We start from the raw sequence: 24365 nt of genomic DNA on the forward strand, positions 1-24365 counted from the left end.
GGCCGGGCTCGCGGCGGGCAGCGCGCGGGACAGATCATCGAGTTGCCAGTAGCGGCCGTCGAAATCGTTTGCGCCAAGTGGTCCTCCAGTCCGGCGCGGATGATTTGCTTTCCGTCGTAGAGGTATTCGGGTCCGATGAAGCCGACAACGGTATTGATCAACAGCGGGTCGAGGTCTCGCGCGATGGCGTAGGCGCGGGTTTCCAAGGTCTGCTGGTCGACTGGTCTGCCGCCGACACCCAAGTGCGCCCCCGCCGAAAGCGCGGAGCCCTGACCGGTTTCCAGGTACATGACATTCTCGCCGACGGTGCCGCGCCGTAGTGCGCGCCCGGCCTCGTTGGCTTCGCGCAGCAGCGAAATATTCACGCCGAAACCTGAATTCGCCCCCTCGGTGCCGGCGATGGACTGGAACACCAGGTCCACTGGCGCGCCCGCTTCAATGAGTCCCAGCGTGGTGGTCACGTGCGCGAGCACACACGATTGGGTGGGAATGTCGAAGCGCTGCCGCACCTCGTCGAGTAGGTGCAGCAGGTCCGTGGTGGCCTTCGGCGAGTCGGTCGCGGGATTGATGCCGATGACCGCGTCACCGCAGCCCAGCAACAGCCCGTCCAGAACGGCGGCGGCAATGCCATGCGGATCGTCGGTGGGATGGTTGGGTTGCAGCCGGGTGGCCAGCGTGCCGGGCAGGCCGATCGTGGTCCGGAATCCGCTGCGCACGCGCACGGCGCTCGCCACCGCGATCAGATCCTGATTGCGCATGAGTTTGCTGACAGCCGCCACCATTTCGGGGGTGAGTCCGGGTGCGACCGCCGCCAGCGTGTCGGCGGCGTACTGCTCGGCCGCCACGGTGAGCAGCCAGTCGCGCAGCCCGCCCACGGTCAGATGCGAAATCGGTTGGAATGCGGCGCGATCGTGGGTATCGATGATCAGCCTGGTGACCTCGTCGGTCTCGTACGGCACCACAGGATCGTTCAGGAAGGTGGTGAGCGGCACCTCGGCCAGGGTCCACTGGGCCGCAGCGCGTTCGGCGTCGGAATGCGCCGCGCATCCGGCGAGTTCGTCGCCGCTGCGCCGGGGTGTGGCCTTCGCGAGCAGATCGATCAGACCGTCGAAGGTATAGGTCGTCCCGCCGATTCGCTGGTGGTACACGGTCATAGAGGTTTCCTTTTCAGCGCGGACAGTCGCCGCTCGGAAAACCGATAGTCAGCACCGTGTATTTCTGCAATGTAACCGACGCCTACCTGCCGCGTTAATACACGTAACGCCGCCTGACCCGCTGCGAATTGGTTACTACTTCGCGCCGATGCCGTCGCGGAAGAAGTCGCCGAGCTGCTCGCCGAACGGTTTGGCGATCTGGGTGTGGTAGTCGTTCCAGCCCTCTTGCTGTGCCTGCTGCAGGTAATCGGGCAGCGGTCGGTGCAGTTCTTCGCTGACGGCCTGGTCGTGCAGTCGGCTCATTGCCTCGCGCAGGCTCCCGCCTCTCGCGGCGGTGTTGTCCAGTTCGAGTTCACCACCGCGGGTCGAGTAGTCGTAGAGCTCGTATTCCTCCTCGAGCGATGGGTCGATCTCCGCGGAGCCCTGCACCCAGTGCGAATAGCGGACGTACTTCGCGTCGGCGGTCCGGACGGCCACCACATGGCCGGGTGCGTTGTGGTCGAACAGCACCGCGGCTTCCTCGATGGAGTGTTCGTCGGTGGTGTGCACGATCCAGGGCCGCCCCGGCGCGCTCGGGTCGCGGCAGACCGCGGCGATGTCGTGTCTGCCTGCCAGATGGGCGTAGCGGTTGTCGCCGCGCCAGCCGTTGCCGCCCGCGCCGATGGTCAGGAGCAGCGGGGCGAGGTCGACGCTGGAGGTCAGCTGGGTGCGGGTGCCGGCTGCCGGAGTGAGGTCAGCGCGCGGGTCGTAGACGAACAGCGGCACCCGGATGGCCTCGTCGTAGGCCCCGCCGCCCTTGCCGTGTAGGCCGTGGGAGCCGGCGTAGTCACCGTGATCGGAGGTGAACACCACCACGGTATTGGCCGCCACCTCCGGACGAGTCGCCAGTTCCGTCAGTACCCGACCGATCTGGATGTCCACCTGCTGCTGGAACCACAGGTAGAGATTGAGCAGGTCGATCCACTCCTGGTCGGCGTCGGGCGTGCCGTACGGGGCGACGCCGAAGGTCGCCGCCGACACCTGCACCAGGGCCATCTGCAACCGAGGCTTGCGCGAGAGTTGTTCGAGGGTCTCGTGATTGGCGGGCAGGGTGTCGATCCAGCGCGGAATGTTGTTGAACGCCAAGGTGCGCCGGGTCCACCGCGGCCACCACTGGACATCGTGCGGGTTGACCAGCGACACCGTCGTGCACCAGGGGCCTTGGCCCGCATCGGTATTGAACCAGTCGACGAACTGGTCGACGATCCGGCCGTCCATCTGCAGGCCCTGCTCGGGCGTGCCGTTGGGCGAGGGGTAGGTGCCGCCGTCGAAGCCGTGACGCGCCAACCCGCCCGGCGTCGTGTCGGCGTCGTGGCCCAAGTGCCATTTGCCCCACCACGAGGTGCGGTAACCCTGTTCGCGCAGCATCGAGCCCCAGGTCGGGAAGCTCGGCGACAGCTGCGAGGTCGAGGTCGACAGGCAGCCGGTCTGATGTGAGTACAGGCCGGTCACCAGCGCGCCGCGGGAGGGCGTGCAGTCGTTGGCGGCGGTGTAGTGCTGTTCGAACGAGACCGACTTGGCTCGCAATCCGGCGATATTCGGCAGGATGGTGTCGAGCACGGCCTGGTCTGGGAACCACATGGGGGTCCGCATCTCGTCGACGATGACGACGAGAATATTCGGCTTGTCGGGGTGAATGTCCATCCGCGGCTCGGCGGATGCGCTCGGGCTCCCGGTGGCCATGGCAGCGGTCGCCATGGCGGCGGTCGCCGCCGCTCCGCTACCGAAGAACCCACGCCTGCTGATCGACACGTGTCCTACTGCCTTTCGGTCGGGTGCTGAGAAGAAGCGTCCATGAAGTGGTTCACCACCGATGCGAGCCGAGGACCGCTGTCCTCCTGTAGAAAATGTCCCGCGCCCTCGATCACCGTGTGCGGTTGACCGGACGCTCCGGGAATCTTGCGCTGGAAGACCTTCTCGCCGCCGGCGGTGATCGGGTCGCCATCGGAGAAGGCGGTGAGGAACGGTTTGTCGAAGCGGGCCAGCTGCTCCCAGGCCCGGCGGTTCGCCGCGGCGGCCGGATCGTCGGGCCGGGTCGGGACCAGGAGGGGGAAGGCGCGGGCACCGGCCTTGTAGCTCTCATCGGGAAACGGAGCGTCGTAGGCGGCCACCGCCTCGGGGGAAAGATTTGTCCGGCAACCATTTTCGATAATGGCACCGACCGGGAACTGCGGCGTCTCCTGGGAGAACCGCTGCCAGGCGAGAAAGGCGTCGGTCAGCTTTGCCGTTCCGTCGGGAAGTCCGGTGTTGGCCGTGACCACCCTGGCGAAGCGTTCGGGATGTTCGGCGACGAGCCGCAGCCCGATCAGACCGCCCCAGTCCTGGCAGACCAGCGTGATGGACGCGAGATCCAGGTGGTCGAAGAGCGCTTCTCGCAGCCATTCGACGTGGCGGGCATAGGTGTAGTCGGCTCGGTCGACGGGCTTGTCGCTGCGGCCGAAGCCGATCAGATCCGGCGCGACACATCGCCGGCCCGCCGCGACGAGCACCGGAATCATGCTGCGGTAGAGGAAACTCCAGGACGGCTCGCCGTGCAGCAGCACGACGACTTCGCCGTCTCGCGGACCTTCGTCGAGGTAGTGCACCCGCAGGCGGGTGTCGCCGCCGTCACCGGCCGCAACCTCGACATAGTGCGGCGAGAACGGAAAGTCGGGCAGGCCGGCAAACCGTTCCTCGGGCGTGCGCAGTGCGTGCATGGTCCTGACCCTAAATGTTCTTGCATCATGAGTGCAACTTTTTCTCCGGCTTGTTAAGGTGATCCGCGATGGATGGACGCACCGCTCGGGCGGCAAGGAACCGTCAGGCGGTACTCGATGCCGTGCTGGCGCTCACGGAAGAAGGCAATCTGCAGCCGACCGCGCGGGCCGTGGCCGAGCGGGCCGGAGTCGCGACCAGGTCGGTGTTCCATCACTTCACCGATCTCGAGTCGTTGTATGTCGACGCTGCGCAGACGCAAATGGAGCGACACTGGCTCCCCCTGCTCCGTCCGGTGACCGGCGATCCGGGCCATCGCATCGAGACCCTGGTCGAGCTGCGCGCCGAACTGTACGAGCGCATTTCGGGCACCCGCCGCGCCGCCGTGCTGCGCGAGCACGAATCCGTCTTCCTCGCCGAGCGTTTACACGAAAGCCGCGCCGCCCTGCGCGCCCACCTGCGCGCCAACCTCCCCGAACTAGAGCGCCTCGACCGCCCCGCCCGCGAGGCCGCCTACGCCGCCGCTTCATGGGAGACCTGGGACGTACTCCGCCGCCATCAAGGCCTCTCCGTGGCGGCCGCCCGAGCCGCCGTCGGCGCTACCCTTACCGCCCTGCTCGCCCCCGCACCGACCACTACCGACGGAACCCGGAAGTAGGAGCTACCGCGATCAGGCTCGTCGACCAGGATGATCTGCAACGTTCCTGACCGCGACCACCCATGAGACTCCTCACGGCCTTCGGGGTCTTCAGCAGTGATGCTGGTTGATGGGATGGGATGAGTGTCAGACAGGTGTGATGTCCGAGATGAGCCATTGGTCGGCGACTTTCGTCATGCTCACTCGCACCCGGCTGCCATCCAGGCGTGGTCCCTGGTACTTGCTGCTGGTGGTCTCCTGATCGAGGAACAGTAACAGCGTGACCTTGCCCGGGTCGGCCGCTACCACGGACGTGCCGACGACTTTCGCATGCGTGATGATCGAATCACGGTGTGCCGCAGGCACGATGACCCGCGAGCTGAGCTGAGCGAAATCCGCTCGGAACGGGCCGGTGAGATTGTCTGTGGCGGAGGCGAATTCACTGTCCATGGTGTTGAAGTCATAGGACAGCACCCGAGGAATACGCGACTCCGCGGAATCCTTGGCCGCCTGCCCGGCAGCAACCGTCGCGCGATGATCGGCCGCACTGCGTTCCAGCAGCATCGTGGCTGTTGCCAACGCGACCAATAGGATTCCCAGCACGGCAAAAGTGGCGACGGTGGTGCGGGGGCTCAGGGTCGATGCGCACTGAAGCCAACCGCGTGGACCGCGCGGTACCGGCCTGACGGGCGCGGACTCCACACCGGTCGGGGCGGCGGTGTCGGACTCGGGTGCGTCGTCATCGCTGGAGCCGACGGCGCCGGTGATATCGGTGCTGCTGGTGGTCATGCGACGAACTCCACGTTCGAGACGAGCCATCGACCGTCGTTGTGGTCGAGGGTCATCTTCATGCGGTAGACCCGCTGCTGTCCCTCGGGAGCTTCGGTGTTCTTGACCACGGAAGTGACCGCGGTCAGCACGGTGGCATGGTGATCGTCGATCGCGACGATGCCGGATTCCTTTATTTCGCCGGTGGATTCGACCTGACCGCTCTGTAGCACCGAGGCGAAGTTGCCGGAGATCTTGTCCCACTGGTCGCGGAACGATCCCGTCGAATCGGCCGCGATCGTGTCGAGATTCTGCTTCGCCGAGGTGTGGTTGAGTGAGACCAACTGAACTGCGATTCGACGAGCGGTGTCCGCAACGGCCTGGTCGCGGTTATCGTCGTGCTGGTTGTCGCGGACTTCGAGCGCGAGCTTCACACTCACCACACCCAGCGTCAGCACCGCGACGGTGAGCGCGATGATCGCCCACGCTCGCCACCGTGGACCCGGCGGATTCAGCGAATTCACCGACTCGGTACTGGATTCCACCTCGAGTGGGGTCGCGACCTCAGCTACTTGATCAGTAGTGACTGCCATCCCTGGTACTCCTTTCCTTGGGTGGCGAACTGGGCTGATTGCCCCAGGACGTAGGTAAGACCGTCGGGTCCCCGGAACGTTCCATCTCCTTCGGCGTAGGGGGCGGTCACGGCCGCCGGAGTGTCCGGAGCCCGCGGCGGAGCCGCGGCCGGAACCTGCGGCGGTGCCGCACCAGGAGCGGGCGGTGCCGTGGGAACCGGTTCGCCGGGACGGGCCAGCATCTCCGGCCAGGTAGCGGGCAACCCGCCAGGGCAGTTCGCGACATCGGCGGTACGGACGGCCGGATCGGTAGCACACGGTACGTTTCGAGCGCCTCGCGCGGCCTTCGGATTGTCCGGCGCGACTTTGCAATAGTTGTCGCGCGGGACCTCAGCCGGGCTGGTATCGGACGGGTCGCGCCGCTGGGTGGCTTGATACCCCTCGGTGCACGGCGGCGGGTTGAGTGTGTCGCCCAGTTTGACATCCAGTGCCGCCGCCGGCGCGCGCAAATCGTCGTCGGTCTGAAATCCAGCGCCAACCACGCTGTAGGCCGTGGCGGTCGCAAGGGCTGGATAGACGACGAGGATCTGGCGCAGTTGCGGCACATTGACCCGAAGTACCTGACCGACGGTCTGCAGATCCGCCAGCAGCACCGGCAATGGTGTGGTCAGGTCGGCGAGCGTGCCCGTGACGGTGTCGGCGGCGAGCGGCCCCTGGTCCAGTATGTCGCGAACCTGGGCGTCGTTGCGCACCAGCTGTTCGGTGAAGGATGCGAGATCACGTGTTGCGGAAGGGATCTCGGTACGCACCGAGTTCCCGGTCCGCAGCAACGGCTCCGCGTCGTCGAGTAGCGCGATGGTCGGGCCGATATCGGCTTGCGCGAGATCGAGCAACTCGGCCGAGGACTCGATCAGCGATGCCAGCGCCGGCCCGGTGCCATTGACCGCCTGGTAGGTCTCGTCGAGCGCGGTGCGCAGGGAATCGGTGGATACGCTGCGCAGCAACATCTGTGTCTTGTCGAGCACCTGTCCCGTCGTAATCGGCACGGTGGTCTTCGTGCGGCGGATGACGGCTCGGTCCTCGAGATAGGGACCGTGGTCCTCGGACGGAACAAGATCCACGTACTGCTCACCGATGGCGGACATGCTCTTGATCGCGGCCGCGGCACTCGCCGGGATATTCCGGCCGTGACGCAACTGCATCCGAACCAGGACGGAACCGGAGTCCAGGTCTACACCGCTGACCCGGCCGACCTCGACGCCGCGGTAGGTGACCACCGCGGACTCGTAGATCCCACCCGCGTCGGCGAACTCGGCTGTCACCGTATACGTTCCGAGCCCGGTGACACGCTGGACGCTCACGTAGTGGATCGAACCGTAGACCAGGCTGACCACCGCGAGAATCGCAAAGACGATCAGCTGACCCCTGACCAATCGGGTTTTCATCACCGTCCCCCGTTCTGGTCGCCGGTACCCGGTGCGGGCAGGGTCGGCGCGACCAATGGATCCACCGCCCGGTTCGACATCGGTACCAGGTCCTTGAACGGGATGCTGCCGATGATCTTCTTGTCGATGGCCTCCACACTGAGGTCGAGGGTGAGGAACAGGTTGACGTAGTCACCCTTGATGGCTTTGTCGGCAACGGTGACCGGGAACGGGAAGGTCAGACCGACGAGCAGCGCGCCGGTCAAATCCGAACCGGCAGCGGCGAGTTGAGTCAACGCTGGTTCGAGATTGTGCAGGTCGGCGGTGAGGTCGGCCTTGCTGGTACGCAGCACCTGAGCGGCTCGGTCACCGAAGTTGCCGACGCTGTCGAGCATGGTGACAAGTTGTGCCTTCTGATCATCGAGAATGGCCAGCGCCGGCTGGATCTGTTCGATGCCGGTGCGGAGTGTGTCCTTCTGGTCGGCGAGTTCCCGGGAGAAGGCGTCGAGACTGTCGATCGCGCGCACGATGCTGTCGCGTTGGACGTCGAGCCCGTTGACGAATGTCGCGATTCGCTCGAAGGACTCGTTGATGGCACCTTCCCGACCGCCGAACGCACCGTTCAGCTCGGTCATGATGGTCCGGATCTGTTGCAGCCCACTTCCATTGAGAACCAGCGACAGCGCGGCGAGAACCTCTTCGGTCGCGGGGTATTCCGCACTGGCGGCGAGGGGAATCACATCGCCATCGCGCAGTTGCCGATTTGTCCTGCCGTCCTTCGGGGTGGTCAGCTCGAGATACTGAGCGCCGAGCACACTGGTCTGCGCCAGTTGGGCTTTCACATCGGCGCGCAGGTGGACGTCGTTGTCGATCTCGACGGTGGCCACCGCAATGTTGTCGTGCACCGCGATCGAGGTGATCGTGCCGACGGTGACGTTATCGGCCTTGACGAATGAGTTGCCGACCAGATTCTGGATGTCTCGCAGTTCCACCCGCACGGTGTATGAGCCGTTATGGATCGAGTTGCCCGGCAGCGGAATCGAATTGGCTCCGTTGAACCGGCAGCCAGCGGACAGTAGCGCGCTGAGCAGCAGTACGCCGCCGGCCCGCAGTGCTGTCGAGGGTTTCATCGTCCTGCTCCTGGAATGAGTAGCTCGGTGAGCCCGGGAATGGCTGGCAGACCGGGAATACCGGGAGCCGCCGCGGCGGGACCGGGAGCGGACCCCGAACTGCCCATTGCCGCACGCGTGGCGGCACCGAAGAGGTCGCCGAAGTGTGCGCTGGCGCGCGTGCATTCCTCCTGTGGCGCATCGACAGTGGTGAGCAGCGCGCAGATCAGCGACATGGGGTCGGGGAAGTCCGGAAGTGCGACGTTGCCGGTCAGCGAGTTCGATTGGGGGTCGTAGATGTTGTAGAGGTTGTCCACTACGGTCGGCGCGAGATGCAGGATCTGGGCGAGGTCGTCCGCACGGTTCACCAGCAGCGAGGTAATGCGCGTGAGCGATGCGACGTCTTTGTTGAGCGCATCGCGGTTGTCGGCGACGAAGCTGCGGATCTCCGGCAGCATCGCCTGCATCGACTGCAATGCCGCGTCGAGCTGAGTGCGATTATCGTTCAACAGATTCGATACTCCGGCAAGCTGGTTGACGAACATCCGAACCTGACCGTCGTTGGCTGCGAGTGCGGACACTACGGCTTGCAGGTTGCGTATCGTCCCGAACAGATCTGGACCGCCATCGGCAAGGGTCCGCATGGCCTGCGACAGGTTCGTCACGGTGTTGTTGAGGGTTGCTCCGTTGCCGCCCAGGGCCTTGGCGGTGGCATCGGTGAACCGGGTCAACGTGCCGGTGGGGTCGCCGTCCTTGGGGCCGAGTTGGTCGGCGAGGTCGGTGACCTGCCGCTTGATCTGGTCGTATTCGACGGGCACCGCAGTGCGCTCGAGTGGAATCACCGCTCCGTCCCGAAGTTCCGGCTCGGTCCCGTGCTTCGGCATGAGCTGGATGTAGCGGCCCGACACCAGCGTCGGTGCAACGATCACCGCGTGTGTGTCGGCGCTGACCGGATGCGATGAGTCGAAGTGCATGGTGATGCGGACGCGGTCACCGATCGGTGTGATGTCGTCGATTTCGCCGACCGGAACGCCACGGATCGTCACCCGGTCACCGGGATAGACGCCGACCGAGTTGGTGAAGTACGCGGTAACCCGCACCGTGGCGGCCCGGGCCAGCCACGGTGTGGCGCCGACAGCGATGACCGCCAAGGCGATCAGGACGGCGAGAATCCGTCCGGGCAAGGGTACGCGGGACAGGCCCGCGCGCAGTGCTGTCATCGGTGACTGTCTCCTCCAGGGCTTCCCGGCTGTTGTCCGTTGAGATTCGCGGGAGTGATGTTGTGCAGCAGTGCCCCGAAGAATGGCCCGCTGGCAACCGCCTCGCCGAGCTGGGTGATGTAGGGCCGCAACCCGAGGATGGCAGCGTTCAGATTGTCGTAGTTGGCGTTGAGCAGCCCGAGCACGCGATCTACCTCGGCAAGCATCGGAGCGGTCGTGCCCTTGTTGTCCCGGGCCAGTCCGTGCAGTTCGTCGCTGACCGCACGGACATTGGCCAGCAGGGTCCGGATCATTGCGGCGCGGTCGTTGAGCGCGGCGAACAGCGATCCGCCGTCGGTCATCAGTGCGGTGAGGTTCTGGTTGCGTTCGGCGAGAATGCCGGTGACCGAATTGGCATGGGCCAGCAGATCCCGCAGGGCACCGTCGCGGGAGGCGATGGTGGCCGACAGCCGCGAGACACCATCCAAGGACGAGCGCAGATTGTCCGGGAGAGTATCGAGCACGCGCGACACACTGTCGACCGCATCGGCGAGCTGCTTCTTGTCGGTGCCTGCCAACCGGCTGGTCAACTGGTTCAGTGATTCGGTGATGTCGTAGCCAGAGGTGGTGTGGTCCAACGGAATCCGGTCACCGATGCCACCGTCACCGTCCGGACGCAGCTCCACGAACCGACGTCCGAGAGCGGTTTCGACCTTGATCGCCGCAGTAGTTCGCCTGCCGAAGGTTCGACCGTGCGTGTCGACCCGCATCGCAATATCGACGTGGTCGTCGGTCAGCGTAATGTGTTCGATCCTGCCGACTTCGATACCCGAAATCTGCACGGCATCACCGGGTTTCAATCCGCTGGCATCCGCGAATTCGGCCACCATCGACTTCGCGCCGGGCCATCCTGGAATGCTCTCGTAGTTGAACGCCAGGACGAGCAGCGCGAGGACGACACCGGTTCCGATGAGACTCATCCGGACCGGATTGCGTTCCGAGAACGGTTTCATGGCTTGCACCTTTCGGCGGGCGCGGTGAACATCGGCGTGTCCTGATGGCCGCCGCCGATCGCCGGGTAGCGAATCGCGAGTCCGCAGACGAACCAGTTCACGAAACTTCCGTAACTACCGACGCGGGTGATCAGCGGGTACGTCGTGGGCAGCTTGGACAGCAGCAGCGCCAGCGTGTCCGAATCCGCGTTGAGATTGCCGGCCAACTGCTGTAGTTCGGTGATGTCACCGGCAATAGCGGGCCGGTTGTCCGTGAGAATCTGCGCCAACTCGGCCGTGCCCGCGTCGATCCGCTCCAGGCCCGTGATAAGGGTGGCTCGGTCGTTGTCGAGGCCGCTGACCAGCGACTGCAGGTTGACGACCAGTTTGTCGAATTGATCACCGGTCTGGTGGATCGCACCCAACGCGGTATCGAGCCTCGCAATGGTCTGGCCGATGACCTGGTCGCGGTCTGCCAGCGAATTGCCGAGTGTGCCGATCTGTTCCACCAGCGCGGCGATGTTCTGTTCCTGGCCGTTGAGCACGGCGATCAGCGACCCGGACAATTTATTGGTCTGGTCCGGGTCGAGACCTTGCAGCAGGGGTTTGAACCCGTTGACGAGACTGTCGATGTCGAGGGCAGGTTTGGTTTGCGCCGCCGGAATCGGATCGTGCTCGGATCGGATACCGGAACCGTCCGGCTTGACGGTGACCTCGAGGTAGCGGTCGCCGATGAGGTTCTTGTATTTGATGGCGACGGTGGAACTCTGGAGCACATCGATGTCACGGGAGACGGTGAACGCGACCTCGATCAGCTTGTCGTGCGCGAATGCCACCGACTTCACCTTGCCGACCGGGACACCGGCGAGCTTCACATCGTCACCGGACTTCATGCCCGAGGCCGAGGTGAACAGCGCACGGTAGCTGCGTGTGGGGACGAAGCGCAGGTCACCTACGACCACGACGAGCAAGGCGGTGATGATCGAGGTGATCGTCAGGAAGATCACGAGCTTGATTCCGGAATGACGGGCGTTCATCGGGTGAGTCCGTAGATCAGTGCGGCGAATGGGTTGCCGAGCAGGTCTTCGGGTGCCCGTACCGGACCGTAAACTGTGGTGCCGGTGTTGAAGTCGGTGTGGCCAGGGGGTGTGCTGCCGGGCCCATACGGGTATCCGAAGCAGCTGGGCGGGTTGTCGGCACCGTTCACGGGGAGGTCTTTCTGGTAGGTGTACGGCGGGTCGCCCATCAGGATCGTGCCGAGGGCGTTCAGGCCGGGCCTGCCGCCGCCGAATGCCCGCTCGAGATACTTTCGGTCTTGGTTGAGGGCGGACAGGAAACACGGGAACGACGGCGACTGCTCGGCGAGCAGCCGAGTGGTCGGTTCCAGTGCCTCGACGGCACCGACAATCGGTGTGGCCGAGAAGTCCAGGAACTTCTCGCCGGTATTGCCGAAGTTGGTGAAGGAGAGCAGGAATGCGGTCAAGCTCGCCTGCTTCTCGACGATGGTGTTGCTGGTGGTCGACAGATTCCGCATCGTGGCCAGGAAATCGGGTGTGGCCGCGGCGAAGGTATCCAGGTTGTCGGCGAGCAACGGAACATCGCGCTGTAACACCGGGATCGAGTCGTTGAACTGTCCGAGGTATCGATCCAGGGCGACCATCAGGTCACCGAAGCGGCCGCCATGCCCATCGAGTGCGGTGCTGAGCGCGGTAAGGGTGGCGTTCACCTTTTGTGGCTCAACGGTTTTCAGCACTGTCAGCAACGCATGGAAGATGTCGTTGATCTCGACGGTCACCTTCGAGCCGTCGATCACCGAGCCGGCGGACAGGTTCGCCGGGACCGGTTGCTCGGGCCACATCAGGGTGACGAACTTGCGCCCGAACAGTGTGGTCGGCGTGATTTCGGCGCCGACATTGGCCGGAATCTGTTGCGCCAGGCCGGGATTCAGATCGAGGGTCAGCTTCGCCCGCTCGTTGTCGAGGTCGACCGCACTGACCCTCCCGATAACGACGCCGTGCACCTTGACGTCCGACCCTGGCGCCATCAACAACCCGGCCCGGTCGGCATACATATAGACGCGCATACTCGCGACGAACGTCCCACTGCAGGACGCTACGGCGCCGGATACGGCAAGGACGAACGCGGCCAGCGCGCTGATGCCGAGCAGAAGTGCGCGACGACGGGAGACCTCGAGCTTCATCCGGACACCCGCACAGTGGAGTGGATACCGCCGTAGACGGCGATCCCGATGATCAGGTCGATGATCATGATCGAGATGAGCGAAGTGCGCACCGCGCGACCGACGGCGATACCGACACCGGCGGGGCCGCCGGAGGCGTGATAACCGTGATAGCAGTGCACGGACATGATGACCAACGAGAACGCCACCACTTTGACCAGCGACCACAGCACGTCGCCCGGCACGAGGAAGATATTGAAGTAGTGCGTGTAGGTGCCCTGGGATTGATCGGAGAGCACAATGCTGACGAATTCGGTTGAGGCGTATCCCATGAACAGCGCGATACCGTAGAGCGGCACGATGGCGATGAGGCCGGCGAGAATTCGGGTGGTCACCAGGTACGGAACGGCGGGTATCGACATCACCTCGAGCGCGTCGATTTCCTCGCTGACCCGCATCGCCCCGAGCTGCGCGGTGAAGCCGGCGCCGACCGTCGCGGTGAGCGCGACACCGGCGACCACCGGGATGGCCTCGCGGGTGTTGAAAAAGGCGGAGATGAACCCGGACATCGCCTCCATGCCGACCCGGCCCAGTGAGTCACTTCCCTGCTGTCCGACCTCGTATCCTGCTGCGGCGGTGAGGAATCCGACGATCACGATGGTGCCGCCGATCACCGCGAGCGCACCGGTGCCCAAGCTGACCTCGGCAATGAGGCGGACGACTTCGCGACGATAGCGGCCGAGCGTCCGCGGAATCCAGCCGATGCCGTGCAGATGAAACGAGAGCTGATCGCCGAGTCCGACGACGCCGTGTACCGGGCTCGCCGCGGCCCGAACGGCTTTGCGTCCCAATGATTTCCGACCGAGTGCCGCTACGGCACCGGATTCGCTAGTGGTGGTCATTTCGTTGATCCGTTCAGCGCAGCGACAGGGTGGTGATAACGGAGTTGGCCAGGAATAACAGGACAAAGCTGAAGACCACGGTTTGGTTCACCGCGTCACCAACGCCCTTTGGGCCGCCCTTCGCATGCAGCCCCAAATGACAGGCGACCAGTGCGGCGAGCAGCCCGAAAACACCGGCCTTGAGCTCGCTGATCAACAGGTCGGGGATCCCGGTGAGGATCGGGATCGCGGTGATGAACTGCCCCGGAGTCGCACCCTGCAGGAACACCGCATAGAGGTATCCGCCGGTGAGGCCGACCGCGGTCACCAATCCGTTCAGGAAGAGCGCGACCACCGTGGAAGCGAGCACCCGCGGCACAGCCAGCCGCTGCAGCGGGTCGATGCCCAGCACTCGCATCGCATCGATCTCCTCGCGGATGGTTCGTGAACCCAGATCGGCGCAGATCGCGGTGGCACCACACCCCGCGACCACCAGCACCGTGGCCACCGGGCCGATCTCGCGGATGACGGCCAAGCCCGCGCCTGCACCGGACAGATCGATGGCGCCGACCTCGTTGAGCAGCACATTGATCTGGAAAATCACCATGACGCAGAACGGAATCGCGATCAGCAGGGTGGGCACAATCGAGACGCTGGCGATGAACCACGCCTGGTCGATGAATTCGCGCAACTGGAAAGGGCGGCGCGGGACCATCCGCAAGGTGTCCAGTGTGGTGCCGTAGAACTGCCCCACCGCCCGTGGGGCGATCTTCGCCTTCGCCAGCATCGTGTCCCAGCGCGTCTGCGATGACGTCTCAACGGACGCAGAGCTGTTCACCGTCATCGAGCCTTTCCGCTCCGACTGTGGGTCGATCGACCGACAGTTTCATTTGCTATTGACCGGAATCAGCCCGCGGGGCGGCCCCGGTTCCGATAATCGAAAATCTCGACTCCGGCGCCGCCCGCCCGGGCGTATGGGATGTCGGTCCGCATACGCCGCCTCGGCCTTCGCCCCGCACGGCGACGTTCGGTGCGTGGCACACCTGGCCGATGCCCAGCTGGGCGAATATTCACGGAAGTCGCCGACGACATTCCCGGGACGCGCGGAGCTGCGCCGCGGTCAGTAGGGTTTCGAGCCCACGATCACGCGCGCATCTACTGAGTTCTGTCGAGCTCGCCGACCTGTTCCCGCAGGAACGGCACGACGAACTTCGCGACCTTCTCCGGTTGCTCGAGCCAGGCCCAGTGGCCGACGCCGGACAGCGTCTCGATGCGTCGTTCCGCACCGCCGAAGCCGGGCATGTCCGGAGCGATGACCCGCGCGAAGGTCGCGACCTGTGTCAGCAGCGGCATCCAGTCCCTCCGGCGTCCGGATTTCCGTGCACGAACACCACCGCTTCGTCGGTGCCGTCCGGGCCACCGACCAACACGGGTGAGCGCACATCGCCGACGACGAGTTGCCGCTGCTCGAGCATCGCGGCATCGGTCATCGGCCGACCGGCCATGGGTCGGTCGCGATCAGATGGGTGCTCTCCAGCGCTGCCGCCCGGTAGGGGTGGGCCTTTTCCTGGTAGTCCTGGCTGGTCACCATGGTGACGAACGCGGTCCGTGAGGGGTACTGGACGACGACGATCGCGTCCCACCACGCCTTGTCGACGTCGCCGGCTACGACGTGACTGGCGTCGCCCGCATACAGAATGGTGGCACCGACGGCGTCGAGATGGGGCTGGACGGCCTCGGCGTATTGCTGATAGGTAGCCGCACCGTCGTTTTCGTCGAACTTCAACAGGTTGATCATCACGACCGGGTCGCTGTTGTCGGACGCGGCCGAAAACAGGGTCGCGATCTGGTCCGGGTTCGGTTCGATGGCGCTCATCGCTCAGGCCTCCCAGCTGCGCAGATCGCGCGGGTAGCTGACGTCGAGTTGTTGCACGGACTGCATGATGGCCCTCCATTGGATGCGCTGCGGGGCCGAGCGGCCCGCTGCGCAGCAACGTTAAGAGACCCAGGTCACATTCTCTCAGCGCCGGGCAACAACGTTCGCCGCGCTCGTTGTGCTCACGTCACAGTTCGTCGGGACGGGGACGCGCGAGGCCGGGTCGAGCGGGGAGCATCGCCAGCGCGACCTGAAGGTCCAAGGAGTCGTTGGCAACGCTGCGTCCGAGCAGTGCCTCGGCCTGGTGGACTCGGTAGCTGACCGTGTTGGGATGAACCATGAGACGCTCGGCAGCGCGACTGCGGCTGCGGTTTTCGTCGAGATACACCGACAGCGTCATCGCCAGCCGGGAGGTGGCCTCGTCGTCTGCGGCCAGCGGCCCGAGCACCCAGGTAATGAACGACAGTGCGTGATCGCGGTCGGTGGTGCCGAGCGCCGCGACGGCGACGCTGCGGTAGCGAGTGATCGCTGCCCCACGCGGCCCCACCAGCGATACAACCCGCCGCGCATGGTCTGCCTCGAGGTGCGTGCGGCGAAAGCCCTCCAGGCCGCGGCCCGCCTCGCCCACCGCGATCCTGACGCCGGGGATCACACCCGGCACTTGTTTGCCACGAACCACCGCATCGAGGCTGTCGGCGGTGAAGGCGTCTCTGCGGCTCATCCAGCTCGCGACCGCAAGCGAGCCCAGGGAATGGATGAGGGTGCTCTCGGCACCCAGCGTCTGGGCGAGCCCCGCGAGAGCTTCGCCCAGAGCCGCCTGGGTTTCGCCACCCTCGGAAGCCTGCTCGACCCACGCGATGGCCCCGACATGGTGCCGATTCACGTCGTAGCGCAGTCTTTTCGATGCCCGCTGTGCATTGCGCTCGCGGTCGGCCAGAATCTCCTCGACCGCGGCCGCGCGGACCGCGGCGGCGCTGCGCAGCCAGGCCTCGCGCTCGACCTCATACGCTTTCTCGGCTCGGACCATCGCCTCATCGACATACGCGAACAGCCAACCCGTGGCCAGATCCAGCGCTACCGCCTGATCGGCTGCGTCCGACGCCTTATCGACAATGTGCGCGAACATCCACTGCCATACCCGTTCCTGAGCCAGCCGGTAAAGCCGCATCAAATCCGCGAGTGCGACCTGTCGGTGCACCGCTGACCGTGCGATGGCCAGGGTTGACGGCGGCAACTCGACCTGCCGAGGGTCGCCGGCGAGTTCGATGATCTGAGCCAGCTGCCGCAGGCTCGCCTCGGTGCTGACCAGGTTCTCCTGGACGATCTGCGGATCGGAGAACAGTTCTGGCAACTCGGTCTGCATCCGGGCGACCGACCGCCGCGCGAGGTCACTGGCGGAGGCACGCATCTGCGTGCCCATCGGCCGCAATATCTCCCGCCAGACCCGTTGCGCAGACGGCTCACGCACCGGCGGCCATTCGACCTCCATGCCGGCCGAATATAGTCACAGTTATCGCTCCGCGACAATCAGCCGCGACCAAGCTGGCATCGAGTGCCCTGCCCCAACTGTGATCGCGCCGGGTAGGACAGCTCAGCCATCCGCTACCCCCGCCGGTGACCATGGGCCTCGGTTACGACGCGACCGGTTGCGTTCGGCCGGTGAAGGGGTTGTAGACCGGGAGCGGCTTGATGAGGGGGTCGAGCAGTCTGCCGGACTGCTCGACGGTGAGGACCTCACTCGGGTCGAGCGGGATGACTTCACGCAGCGATTCGTCGTATTCCCAGACGTCCTCGCCGACCAAGCGGCCCTCATCGTCGTAGGGCCAGATCATGTGCTCGCGGGTCTTCATCAAATAGGTGGCGTCCGGGTCCACGTCCACACCGGCCTCGGCGAGGATGCTGCCCGGTGTCTGCTGGTACAGCGTGGCCGACGAGACGATCATGTCGTCGCTCACCGCCAACTTCTCGTCGCCTCCGGTGTAGAAGACGCACTGGGCCGTGCCGGTCCACTCGCGATAGACCCCCTTGACGGCCTCGGCCCCAACGAGCGTGGTGATCGTGCCGAACAAGTTGAAGTGGTAGACGGGCTCGGCGACCGTCATATCGGGCGCGAAGATCTCTTCGAAGCGGCCCGCCATCTCCAGATAGCGGTGGCGGTTATAGGCGTGCAGGAGATAGAGGTGGCGGGGGTTCTCCGTGGTCTCGATCAGTCGCTCCACGGCGATGTTGGTCTGGGTGATATCGAAGCGGCTCATTTATTGATTCCTTTGTGCCAGATCATTGTTTGTTGTTGAGCCCGGGTCAGGCTGATGGACCGGCCGCCAAGAACTCGACGATGTGCCCGGCGAGTTCCTCACCGGAGTCCTCCTGCAGGAAATGACCGGCTCCGTGAATTACCGGATGTTCGATGCCCTGAGCGCCACGCATCTCGCTTTGCAAGACGCCCGCCATCGGACCGGTGATCGGATCGGCGTCGCTGAACGCCACCAACATCGGTGTCGTGCTCTGGCTCAGCACCGCCCAGGCCGCCCGGTTGGCCGGCGCGGCCGGGTCGTCGGGCGAGGTGGGCACCAGGCCGGGCATTACCCGCGGCCCGGCGCAGTAGCTGTCGTCGGGGAACGGTGCGTTGTATCCGGCGCGTACCGCGCCGCTCATCACCTTGGTGCAACCCCACTGGATGAATTCGCCGATGTCGATCGTCGGTTGGCTCTGGATGGCCTCCCGGAACTGCCACCAGATCTCGGGCATCGGGAAGTCACCGGCCGGCAGACCGCTGTTGGCGACCACGATGCGCGAAAACCGTTCCGGGTGTTCGGCGGCCAGCCGCAACCCGATCAACCCACCCCAGTCCTGGCCGACCAGGGTGACGTTGTGCAGGTCCAACGCGTCGAAGGCGAGCGCGCGCATCCATTCGACATGCCGGGCGTAGGTGTGATCTTCACGGCGGGTCGGTTTGTCGGAGCGACCGAAGCCGACCAGATCCGGGCAGATGACCCGATGGCCGGCGGCGGCCAGGATCGGGATCATCCGCCGGTATAGAAACGACCACGATGGCTCGCCGTGCAGCATCAGGATCGGGTCTGCGTCTTCGGGCCCGGCCTCGACCCACGCCATCCGCAGCGATCCGCCCTCGGTGTCATCGACCTCGCAATACCGAGGTTCGTAGGGAAAGTCGGGCAGCTCAGCGAACCGCTCCTCGGGGGTGCGCAGCGTCAGCATGGCCGAACCTGACCGGCCTGCTTGTCCACGGTATGCATCGAATCTCCTTACTCCTGTTTCACGGCGGCTGTTGGCCGCGGACCCGAAGTTAGGTGGCCGCACACCGGTTGTCTCGGCGCTCTGCGCCAAAGTTCGGTGCCAAGGTTGTGCCCGCGCCACTAGCGCCGGCGGATTTGGGTGAAATGAAGTTCCCCCGCTCAACGGAGGCTCTGATCGTGGTCCGATTGGACAGGAAAAAGCCTTTCGCGGCAGCTCCCGCGGCTCGGCCCACACCGCCATAAGATTCGCAAATAGGTTGGCCGACAACGGAATTGCTTAATCGATGGAGTCGGTCGGCAACCGTTCAACGGGGAACCTCAACATCACCGGGCAAGAGGTTGCACGTCGAGATTCGGGATCTAGATGTGAGCATGGCCGGAAGTTAGAGCGCTGTCGTATTGGTGGCTCATGCGCCCACTCCAGTATTTACGTCCTCCATTGTGAGCGTGCCACAGTTCGCAGTCGGAATTGGCCGGTCGGCCGGTCGCGGATGTGTGATGCGGGCACAATTGACATCGGGAAGCTTGTTGTCCCGCAACGAGCAGATTGTGAACTGCATCTCTTACTGTGGCGTGTCGTGGCCGGTCGGTCACGTTCCCTTCGGAGGTCGCACGCAGATGTCCTGCGGCCCGCAGACCTTCGCATTACGCCGCGGATCGGTGGCAGGAAGGAACCGCGACATGAGCCGGTTCGACATCACCAAGACCAACCTCGCTGTGGAGCGACTGATCGAGATCACTGACAACCCGCGCCACCTGTACCTGCTGCATGCCTACAACAGGCACCGCTACCTGGAGATGGCCGGCCGCTGGCGAGAGATCTTCGACCCGGAGATGACCGTCGCGCACCCCGTCTACAACTTCAACGTGTTCGGCATCAGTACCGTCTTGGACGGTGCCGAAGCAGTGCAGGCCGTCTACAACGAATGGTCCGGCACCGGACAGTGCATCTTCTACGTCGATGACGAAAAGCTCGCGGTCGGCGACAACACGATCTGCTCGACCGCGGCGATCTATCAGCAGACACCCGGCGTCATCCTCGCCGAGGCCGGCGCGGACGTGGACCCGGACGCCACCTATCTCGTCAAGAACGTCGAGCACATGATCTGGCCCTACGACGACCAGGGCCGTCTGATCGGTGAGGACGTGTGGGAGATCGACGAATCCAAGCGCGAGATCATCAAGCTCGACCCGTCGGAGGTGCTCACGGTCGAGCAGTCCGAAGTCCTGCTGGCCCCGCTGATCAAGCCGCTGCCCGTCCGCACATTCTGAACGCAGACGACAGACCAGCCGAGGATGTCATCGCGTCAGCGGGCGTTCCCCGGTGGCCCGTTGCGCCCAGATCATTCAGGAGTTGTACGTGATCAATGGACTGACCATGGATGACTATCCGCTGTCGCTGACCGCGGTGGTGGAACGCGCCGAGCGCTTCCACGACAGAGCGAAGGTCGTCTCACGCCGCCCCGACGGCAGCGTCGAGCGGACCACGCTCGGGGCGTGCGCCGTACGCGCGCGCCAGCTGGCCTCGGCCTTGGCAGAACTCGGAGTCGGCGACGGCGACCGGGTCGCGACGCTGTTGTGGAATCAGTCCGAGCACCTCGAGCTGTACTTCGCGGTTCCTGCGATGGGGGCGGTCGTACACACCCTCAACCCCAGGCTGCATCCCGACGAACTCGCCTTCATCGTGGGAGACGCCCAGGACCGGGTGATCGTGGTCGACGAATCCCTCCTCGAGGTGTTCGAAAGCTTCCGCCACGCGCACCCGTTCGAGCACATCATCTCCATCACCCGCGATGGCCCGACACCGGACGGGATGCTCGACTACGAGACGTTGATCGACGCCGCGGGGCCGATGGTCTGGCCGATGCTCGACGAACGACGCGCCGCCGCAATGTGTTACACGTCCGGCACCACGGGCCGACCGAAAGGGGTGGTGTATTCGCACCGGGCGCTGGTGCTGCATTCGCTGGCCGCGGCACTCCCCGATGCGCTGGGGGTATCGGCACGGGACACACTGCTGCCGGTCGTGCCCATGTTCCACGCCAACGCCTGGGGTCTCCCCTATGCCGCCGCGCTGCTCGGGGCGGGGCTGGTACTGCCCGGATCGCGGCTGGACTCGGCCAGCGTGCTCGATCTGCTCGCCGCCGAACGGGTCACCATGACGGCGGGGGTCCCGACCGTGTGGATGGCGATGCTCGACGCACTCGACGCCGAACCGCAACGCTGGGACCTCAGCTGCCTCGACCGGCTGATCGTCGGCGGTGCCGCGGTGCCGCGCAGCATGCTCGAGGGATACGACCGCCACGGCCTCACGGTCGTGCAGGCGTGGGGAATGACCGAGACCGCGCCGCTGGGCGCCGTCAGCCGTCTGCCCGCCGACCTCCAGGAGAGCAGCACGGATGAGCGGTACAAGTTCCGTGCCCGGCAGGGAGTCGCTATGCCGTTCTTCGACATTCGCGCACGTAGCGAGACAGGCGAGTTCATCGAGTGGGACGACCGCGCCATGGGTGAACTGGAAGTACGCGGACCGTGGGTGGCCGCCGCATATCACAGCGGCAAGGGAGCGGACAGTTTCACACCGGATGGCTGGTTCCGCACGGGGGACATCGTCCGCATCGACCACCGTGGCTGCATCTGGATCTGCGACCGGGCCAAGGACCTGGTGAAATCCGGTGGCGAGTGGATCTCCTCGGTGGACCTGGAGAATCACCTGATGGCGCACCCGGCGGTGGCGGAGGCGGCGGTGATCGCCATTCCCGACTCGCGGTGGGGCGAGCGCCCGCTGGCGGTCATCGCGCTGCGCGACGGCGCGACGACGGATCCGGACCAGTTGCGCGAGCATCTGGCGGCGGAATTCGCCCGTTGGCAGCTGCCAGAACGATTCGAGTTCGTTTCCGCGATTCCCCGGACGGCCACTGGAAAGTTCAAGAAAATCGCTTTGCGCGAAAGGTTTTCGGCTGCCGATCGACCGTGACCTGCAATCCTGCGGGTGGCTGAACGTCGTCGGGCCAGCCGCTTCGGCACTGGCGGTCGACCAGGTCGGCAGTCTCGCGGTGCACTGCGTGACGCGCGAATCCCTGCTCCATCCCGTCGCGACGCTCGATGCGACCGGCCCCGTCACGGGCGATCGCATCGAGCAGGCCGCCGTTGTACCCCCTGAAATACGTACGGCTCGGCACGATTGGGCCCGGCGGCGTCACCCAGCCGTGGCGACGTCCGGGCAGGACGGTAGCCCGGACGTCCGTCCAGGAAATCACCGAATCCTTCGGTGCCCGAACGGCAATCACCGTCGATCGGGCCGATTTGCCAACGACGGCGACGAACCCGCACGGCGTCACTGGCATCTGCGCGACCATTTGGGCCGACCGCGCACGATCATCGATCCGGTCGGTCATCGGATCATTGACCGGCACAACACAGTGCGGCGATCAGCATCCGCTGTCGCGCATAAGAATCGACCCTCGAGACGTTGACGACGCACCCCAGGATGTCCACCACCGGACGCCGCACAATCGGCGCACGGCAAAAGGGTTCGCCCCGTGCGTTCGGGTTCAGTAGCTCTGCCCGGGCGGCGGTATCCGCCACTCACCAGACGATGGCGGTAGCACGGCGGTGTCAGCGGTCGGGTCGGCCCGTAGGAAGCGGATGAACCCATCCACGGTGAAGCCGGCGGCAAGGATCTCTGCGAGCAACCGCGCAGCGGCGTTCCTCGAATCCATGCGCTACATCGTCACCCGAGCACGCCCACCGCAACCAGGAAATCACGCGAATAACAATAAAATTCCATCACACAGGTGGCGGCGGGTAATGATTCGGCAACCCGGCGCGGGTGGCACGAAGGCGCCCACCGCAGGCAGCCGGGGGGCTCCAAACCGCGCGCGCTGGTCACGGCGCGCGTGCTGCGGCGCGGACACATCGGTCCCGTCTTTCGCGCGGAGATGGCCGTTGTTCGGGTGGACAATGGGAAGATGCACCCGCACGGGACGGTGCCCGGCTCGGGAAAGGGTCTGAGCAGAGCCGAACTGCTCGCCGCGATATCGCTTGCGATCGACCTCGGTCTCGGTCAGCCGATGGAACACATGCTTCGGTCGTCCTTGATCGCGACACGTATCGCCGAGCGGATGAGGCTCGACCTGCACCAGCGGGCGACCGTGTACTACGCCAATCTGGTCGGGTGGATCGGTTGTCACGCCGACTCCCACGAACTCTCCGCACTCTTCGGCGACGACATCGCCTTCCGGGCCGACACCTACACGGTGGACACGACCGGCCTGCCGTATCTGCGGCTGATGATGAGTCATGTCGGACGCGGATTGCCGGGCTGGGAGCGCAGCATCCGTGCCACTGCCTTTCTGATCACGGCTCGCAGCCAGGTCGCCACACTGATCCAATCGCATTGCAGCTCCGCCGGGGTTCTCTCCGATCGGATGGGCTTGGACGAGCAGGTCGGAAAGGCGTTGGCCTACGCCTTCGAACGGTGGGACGGCCGGGGGTTGCCCAACGGTTCTCGCGGAGACGATATCCCGGTCGAGATCCACATCGCGCACGTTGCAGACGTCGTCGAGGTGCACCTGCGGACGGGTGGGCTCGAGCACGCGAAGGATGTTCTCCGTTCTCGGCGCGGCAGTCAGTTCAGCCCAGCCGTGGCGGCGGTGTTCGATCACGACGCGGCGGCGATCGTGGACGGGTTGCTCGAAATCGACGTCTGGACCACAGCGTTGGCCCAAGCACCGGATCGTGACCGAACCATGACGGCCGAGGAGAGCGACGAGTTACTCGAGGCCATGGCTGATTTCGTCGATCTCAAATCTCCGTTCACGCTGGGGCATTCGCGTGGCGTCGCGAATCTGGTGGCCGGGGCGGCCCGACACCTGGGCATGTCGCCGTCGGACATCACGCATCTCTACCGTGCCGGCCTAGTGCACGGCCTCGGCAAAATGGGAGTGTCCAACCGGATCTTGGAGAAGAAGGGGCCGCTCACTACGGCTGAATGGGAACGGGTACGGATGTATCCGGATCTGACCGGCCGGATACTGAGTCGAGTCAACGGCCTGGAGTCGGTGGTGCCCATCGCGATGAAGCACCGGGAACGGATCGACGGGTCCGGCTTTCCCCGGGGGATCGCCGGCGCGGAGTTGACCGCGCAGGACCGGTTGCTTGCCACGGCGGAGGCTTATCAGGGACTGCTCGAGCCGCGTCCCGACCGGCCGCCGCTCGATCCTCGCGGCGCCGCCGATCAGTTGCGAAAGGAGGCGCGCGCCGGACGCTTCGACGCCGAGTCGGTTGCGGCCGTGCTTGCGGTGGCCGGTCCGCGGAACTCGCGGCGAACGCCCTGGCCGGCCGGGCTGACCGACCGCGAGGTCGAGATCCTGCGACTCGTCGCGCAGGGCCGATCGAACAAAGAAATCGCCGCCGAACTGTTCATCGCCGAGAAAACGGCACGCAACCACGTCGAACGTGTCTACGCCAAACTCGGCGTCAACAACCGCACGCAGGCCAGTCTCGCCGCGATCGATCGGGGTCTGGCGGGGTTCCCGGTCAATGCGGCCGTCCGAAATTGAAACATCCACTGCGCCAGGTACTT

At 65.1% G+C, this 24365-nt stretch carries 25 protein-coding genes; 4 read left to right on the forward strand and 21 right to left on the reverse strand.

Features of this window, described 5'->3' with window-relative positions; all coding sequences use genetic code 11:
- From ABZW16_RS22440 to ABZW16_RS22450, 3 genes are all read right to left on the reverse strand, one after another.
- A partial coding sequence (locus tag ABZW16_RS22440) for an ethanolamine ammonia-lyase subunit EutB (protein ID WP_354957907.1) occupies window positions 1–1154 on the reverse strand: 1154 nt, incomplete at its 3' end.
- A 135-nt stretch (window positions 1155–1289) separates the two neighbouring features.
- The gene (locus ABZW16_RS22445) at window positions 1290–2945 is read right to left on the reverse strand and encodes a sulfatase-like hydrolase/transferase (protein WP_354957908.1); all 1656 of its coding nucleotides are present in this window, start codon (window positions 2943–2945) and stop codon (window positions 1290–1292) included.
- Window positions 2946–2950: 5 nt separating this feature from the next.
- Entirely contained in the window at window positions 2951–3889 is a 939-nt protein-coding gene (locus ABZW16_RS22450; RefSeq protein ID WP_354957909.1) for a haloalkane dehalogenase, read from the reverse strand.
- Between the two features lie 68 nt (window positions 3890–3957).
- Between ABZW16_RS22450 and ABZW16_RS22455 the strand changes: the two genes are divergently transcribed.
- Window positions 3958–4545, forward strand: a complete 588-nt coding sequence (locus ABZW16_RS22455; RefSeq protein ID WP_354957910.1) for a TetR/AcrR family transcriptional regulator — start codon at window positions 3958–3960, stop codon at window positions 4543–4545.
- A gap of 126 nt (window positions 4546–4671) precedes the next feature.
- Here ABZW16_RS22455 and ABZW16_RS22460 read toward each other — a convergent pair whose 3' ends face one another.
- The 16 genes from ABZW16_RS22460 to ABZW16_RS22535 form a co-directional block, all read right to left on the reverse strand.
- Window positions 4672–5313 (reverse strand): hypothetical protein, encoded by a 642-nt coding sequence (locus ABZW16_RS22460; protein ID WP_354957911.1) that lies wholly within the window; start codon window positions 5311–5313, stop codon window positions 4672–4674.
- Complete coding sequence (locus ABZW16_RS22465) at window positions 5310–5885, reverse strand: hypothetical protein (protein ID WP_354957912.1); 576 nt, start codon at window positions 5883–5885, stop codon at window positions 5310–5312. The genes ABZW16_RS22460 and ABZW16_RS22465 overlap by 4 nt, the downstream gene beginning before the upstream one ends.
- A complete protein-coding gene (locus ABZW16_RS22470; protein WP_354957913.1) occupies window positions 5861–7309 on the reverse strand; it encodes an MlaD family protein in 1449 nt (482 codons plus the stop codon). The genes ABZW16_RS22465 and ABZW16_RS22470 overlap by 25 nt, the downstream gene beginning before the upstream one ends.
- Complete coding sequence (locus ABZW16_RS22475) at window positions 7309–8418, reverse strand: MCE family protein (RefSeq protein ID WP_354957914.1); 1110 nt, start codon at window positions 8416–8418, stop codon at window positions 7309–7311. Before ABZW16_RS22475 ends, ABZW16_RS22470 begins: the two co-directional genes overlap by 1 nt.
- A complete protein-coding gene (locus ABZW16_RS22480; RefSeq protein ID WP_354957915.1) occupies window positions 8415–9617 on the reverse strand; it encodes an MCE family protein in 1203 nt (400 codons plus the stop codon). The genes ABZW16_RS22475 and ABZW16_RS22480 overlap by 4 nt, the downstream gene beginning before the upstream one ends.
- On the reverse strand, window positions 9614–10609 hold the full coding sequence (locus ABZW16_RS22485; protein WP_354957916.1) for an MCE family protein: 996 nt from the start codon (window positions 10607–10609) through the stop codon (window positions 9614–9616). Before ABZW16_RS22485 ends, ABZW16_RS22480 begins: the two co-directional genes overlap by 4 nt.
- A complete protein-coding gene (locus ABZW16_RS22490) occupies window positions 10606–11625 on the reverse strand; it encodes an MCE family protein (protein ID WP_354957917.1) in 1020 nt (339 codons plus the stop codon). The genes ABZW16_RS22485 and ABZW16_RS22490 overlap by 4 nt, the downstream gene beginning before the upstream one ends.
- Entirely contained in the window at window positions 11622–12788 is a 1167-nt protein-coding gene (locus ABZW16_RS22495) for an MCE family protein (RefSeq protein WP_354957918.1), read from the reverse strand. Before ABZW16_RS22495 ends, ABZW16_RS22490 begins: the two co-directional genes overlap by 4 nt.
- A complete protein-coding gene (locus ABZW16_RS22500) occupies window positions 12785–13669 on the reverse strand; it encodes an ABC transporter permease (RefSeq protein WP_354957919.1) in 885 nt (294 codons plus the stop codon). Before ABZW16_RS22500 ends, ABZW16_RS22495 begins: the two co-directional genes overlap by 4 nt.
- Window positions 13670–13682: 13 nt before the next feature.
- Window positions 13683–14435: an ABC transporter permease gene (locus tag ABZW16_RS22505; protein WP_354957960.1), complete on the reverse strand. Its 753-nt coding sequence runs from the start codon at window positions 14433–14435 to the stop codon at window positions 13683–13685.
- 368 nt (window positions 14436–14803) lie between these two features.
- Window positions 14804–15001 (reverse strand): hypothetical protein, encoded by a 198-nt coding sequence (locus ABZW16_RS22510; protein WP_354957920.1) that lies wholly within the window; start codon window positions 14999–15001, stop codon window positions 14804–14806.
- Complete coding sequence (locus ABZW16_RS22515) at window positions 14989–15138, reverse strand: hypothetical protein (RefSeq protein ID WP_354957921.1); 150 nt, start codon at window positions 15136–15138, stop codon at window positions 14989–14991. Before ABZW16_RS22515 ends, ABZW16_RS22510 begins: the two co-directional genes overlap by 13 nt.
- Window positions 15135–15524, reverse strand: coding sequence for a DUF1330 domain-containing protein (locus tag ABZW16_RS22520; RefSeq protein WP_354957922.1), 390 nt, complete (start codon window positions 15522–15524; stop codon window positions 15135–15137). Before ABZW16_RS22520 ends, ABZW16_RS22515 begins: the two co-directional genes overlap by 4 nt.
- A 187-nt stretch (window positions 15525–15711) precedes the next feature.
- Window positions 15712–17013: a helix-turn-helix domain-containing protein gene (locus ABZW16_RS22525; RefSeq protein ID WP_354957923.1), complete on the reverse strand. Its 1302-nt coding sequence runs from the start codon at window positions 17011–17013 to the stop codon at window positions 15712–15714.
- 142 nt (window positions 17014–17155) lie between these two features.
- Window positions 17156–17779, reverse strand: a complete 624-nt coding sequence (locus tag ABZW16_RS22530) for a hypothetical protein (RefSeq protein WP_354957924.1) — start codon at window positions 17777–17779, stop codon at window positions 17156–17158.
- Window positions 17780–17825: 46 nt separating this feature from the next.
- Window positions 17826–18743 carry a haloalkane dehalogenase gene (locus tag ABZW16_RS22535; RefSeq protein ID WP_354957925.1) on the reverse strand — a complete coding sequence of 306 codons (918 nt, stop codon included), beginning with the start codon at window positions 18741–18743 and terminating at the stop codon, window positions 17826–17828.
- A gap of 719 nt (window positions 18744–19462) precedes the next feature.
- Between ABZW16_RS22535 and ABZW16_RS22540 the strand changes: the two genes are divergently transcribed.
- Window positions 19463–20053, forward strand: coding sequence for a hypothetical protein (locus tag ABZW16_RS22540; protein ID WP_354957926.1), 591 nt, complete (start codon window positions 19463–19465; stop codon window positions 20051–20053).
- Window positions 20054–20141: 88 nt separating this feature from the next.
- Window positions 20142–21755, forward strand: a complete 1614-nt coding sequence (locus ABZW16_RS22545) for a long-chain fatty acid--CoA ligase (RefSeq protein WP_354957927.1) — start codon at window positions 20142–20144, stop codon at window positions 21753–21755.
- Here ABZW16_RS22545 and ABZW16_RS22550 read toward each other — a convergent pair.
- Both ABZW16_RS22550 and ABZW16_RS22555 read right to left on the reverse strand, forming a co-directional pair.
- Window positions 21706–22176, reverse strand: coding sequence for a hypothetical protein (locus ABZW16_RS22550; protein WP_354957928.1), 471 nt, complete (start codon window positions 22174–22176; stop codon window positions 21706–21708). The two genes, ABZW16_RS22545 and ABZW16_RS22550, sit on opposite strands and share 50 nt — an antisense overlap.
- Window positions 22177–22332: 156 nt before the next feature.
- On the reverse strand, window positions 22333–22500 hold the full coding sequence (locus tag ABZW16_RS22555) for a hypothetical protein (RefSeq protein WP_354957929.1): 168 nt from the start codon (window positions 22498–22500) through the stop codon (window positions 22333–22335).
- Window positions 22501–22749: 249 nt separating this feature from the next.
- Here ABZW16_RS22555 and ABZW16_RS22560 point away from each other — a divergent pair, with 249 nt between their 5' ends.
- Window positions 22750–24342: an HD domain-containing phosphohydrolase gene (locus ABZW16_RS22560; protein WP_354957961.1), complete on the forward strand. Its 1593-nt coding sequence runs from the start codon at window positions 22750–22752 to the stop codon at window positions 24340–24342.
- Window positions 24343–24365 lie beyond the last annotated feature (23 nt).

This window comes from Nocardia sp. NPDC004604 (assembly GCF_040609795.1).
GTDB lineage: Bacteria > Actinomycetota > Actinomycetes > Mycobacteriales > Mycobacteriaceae > Nocardia.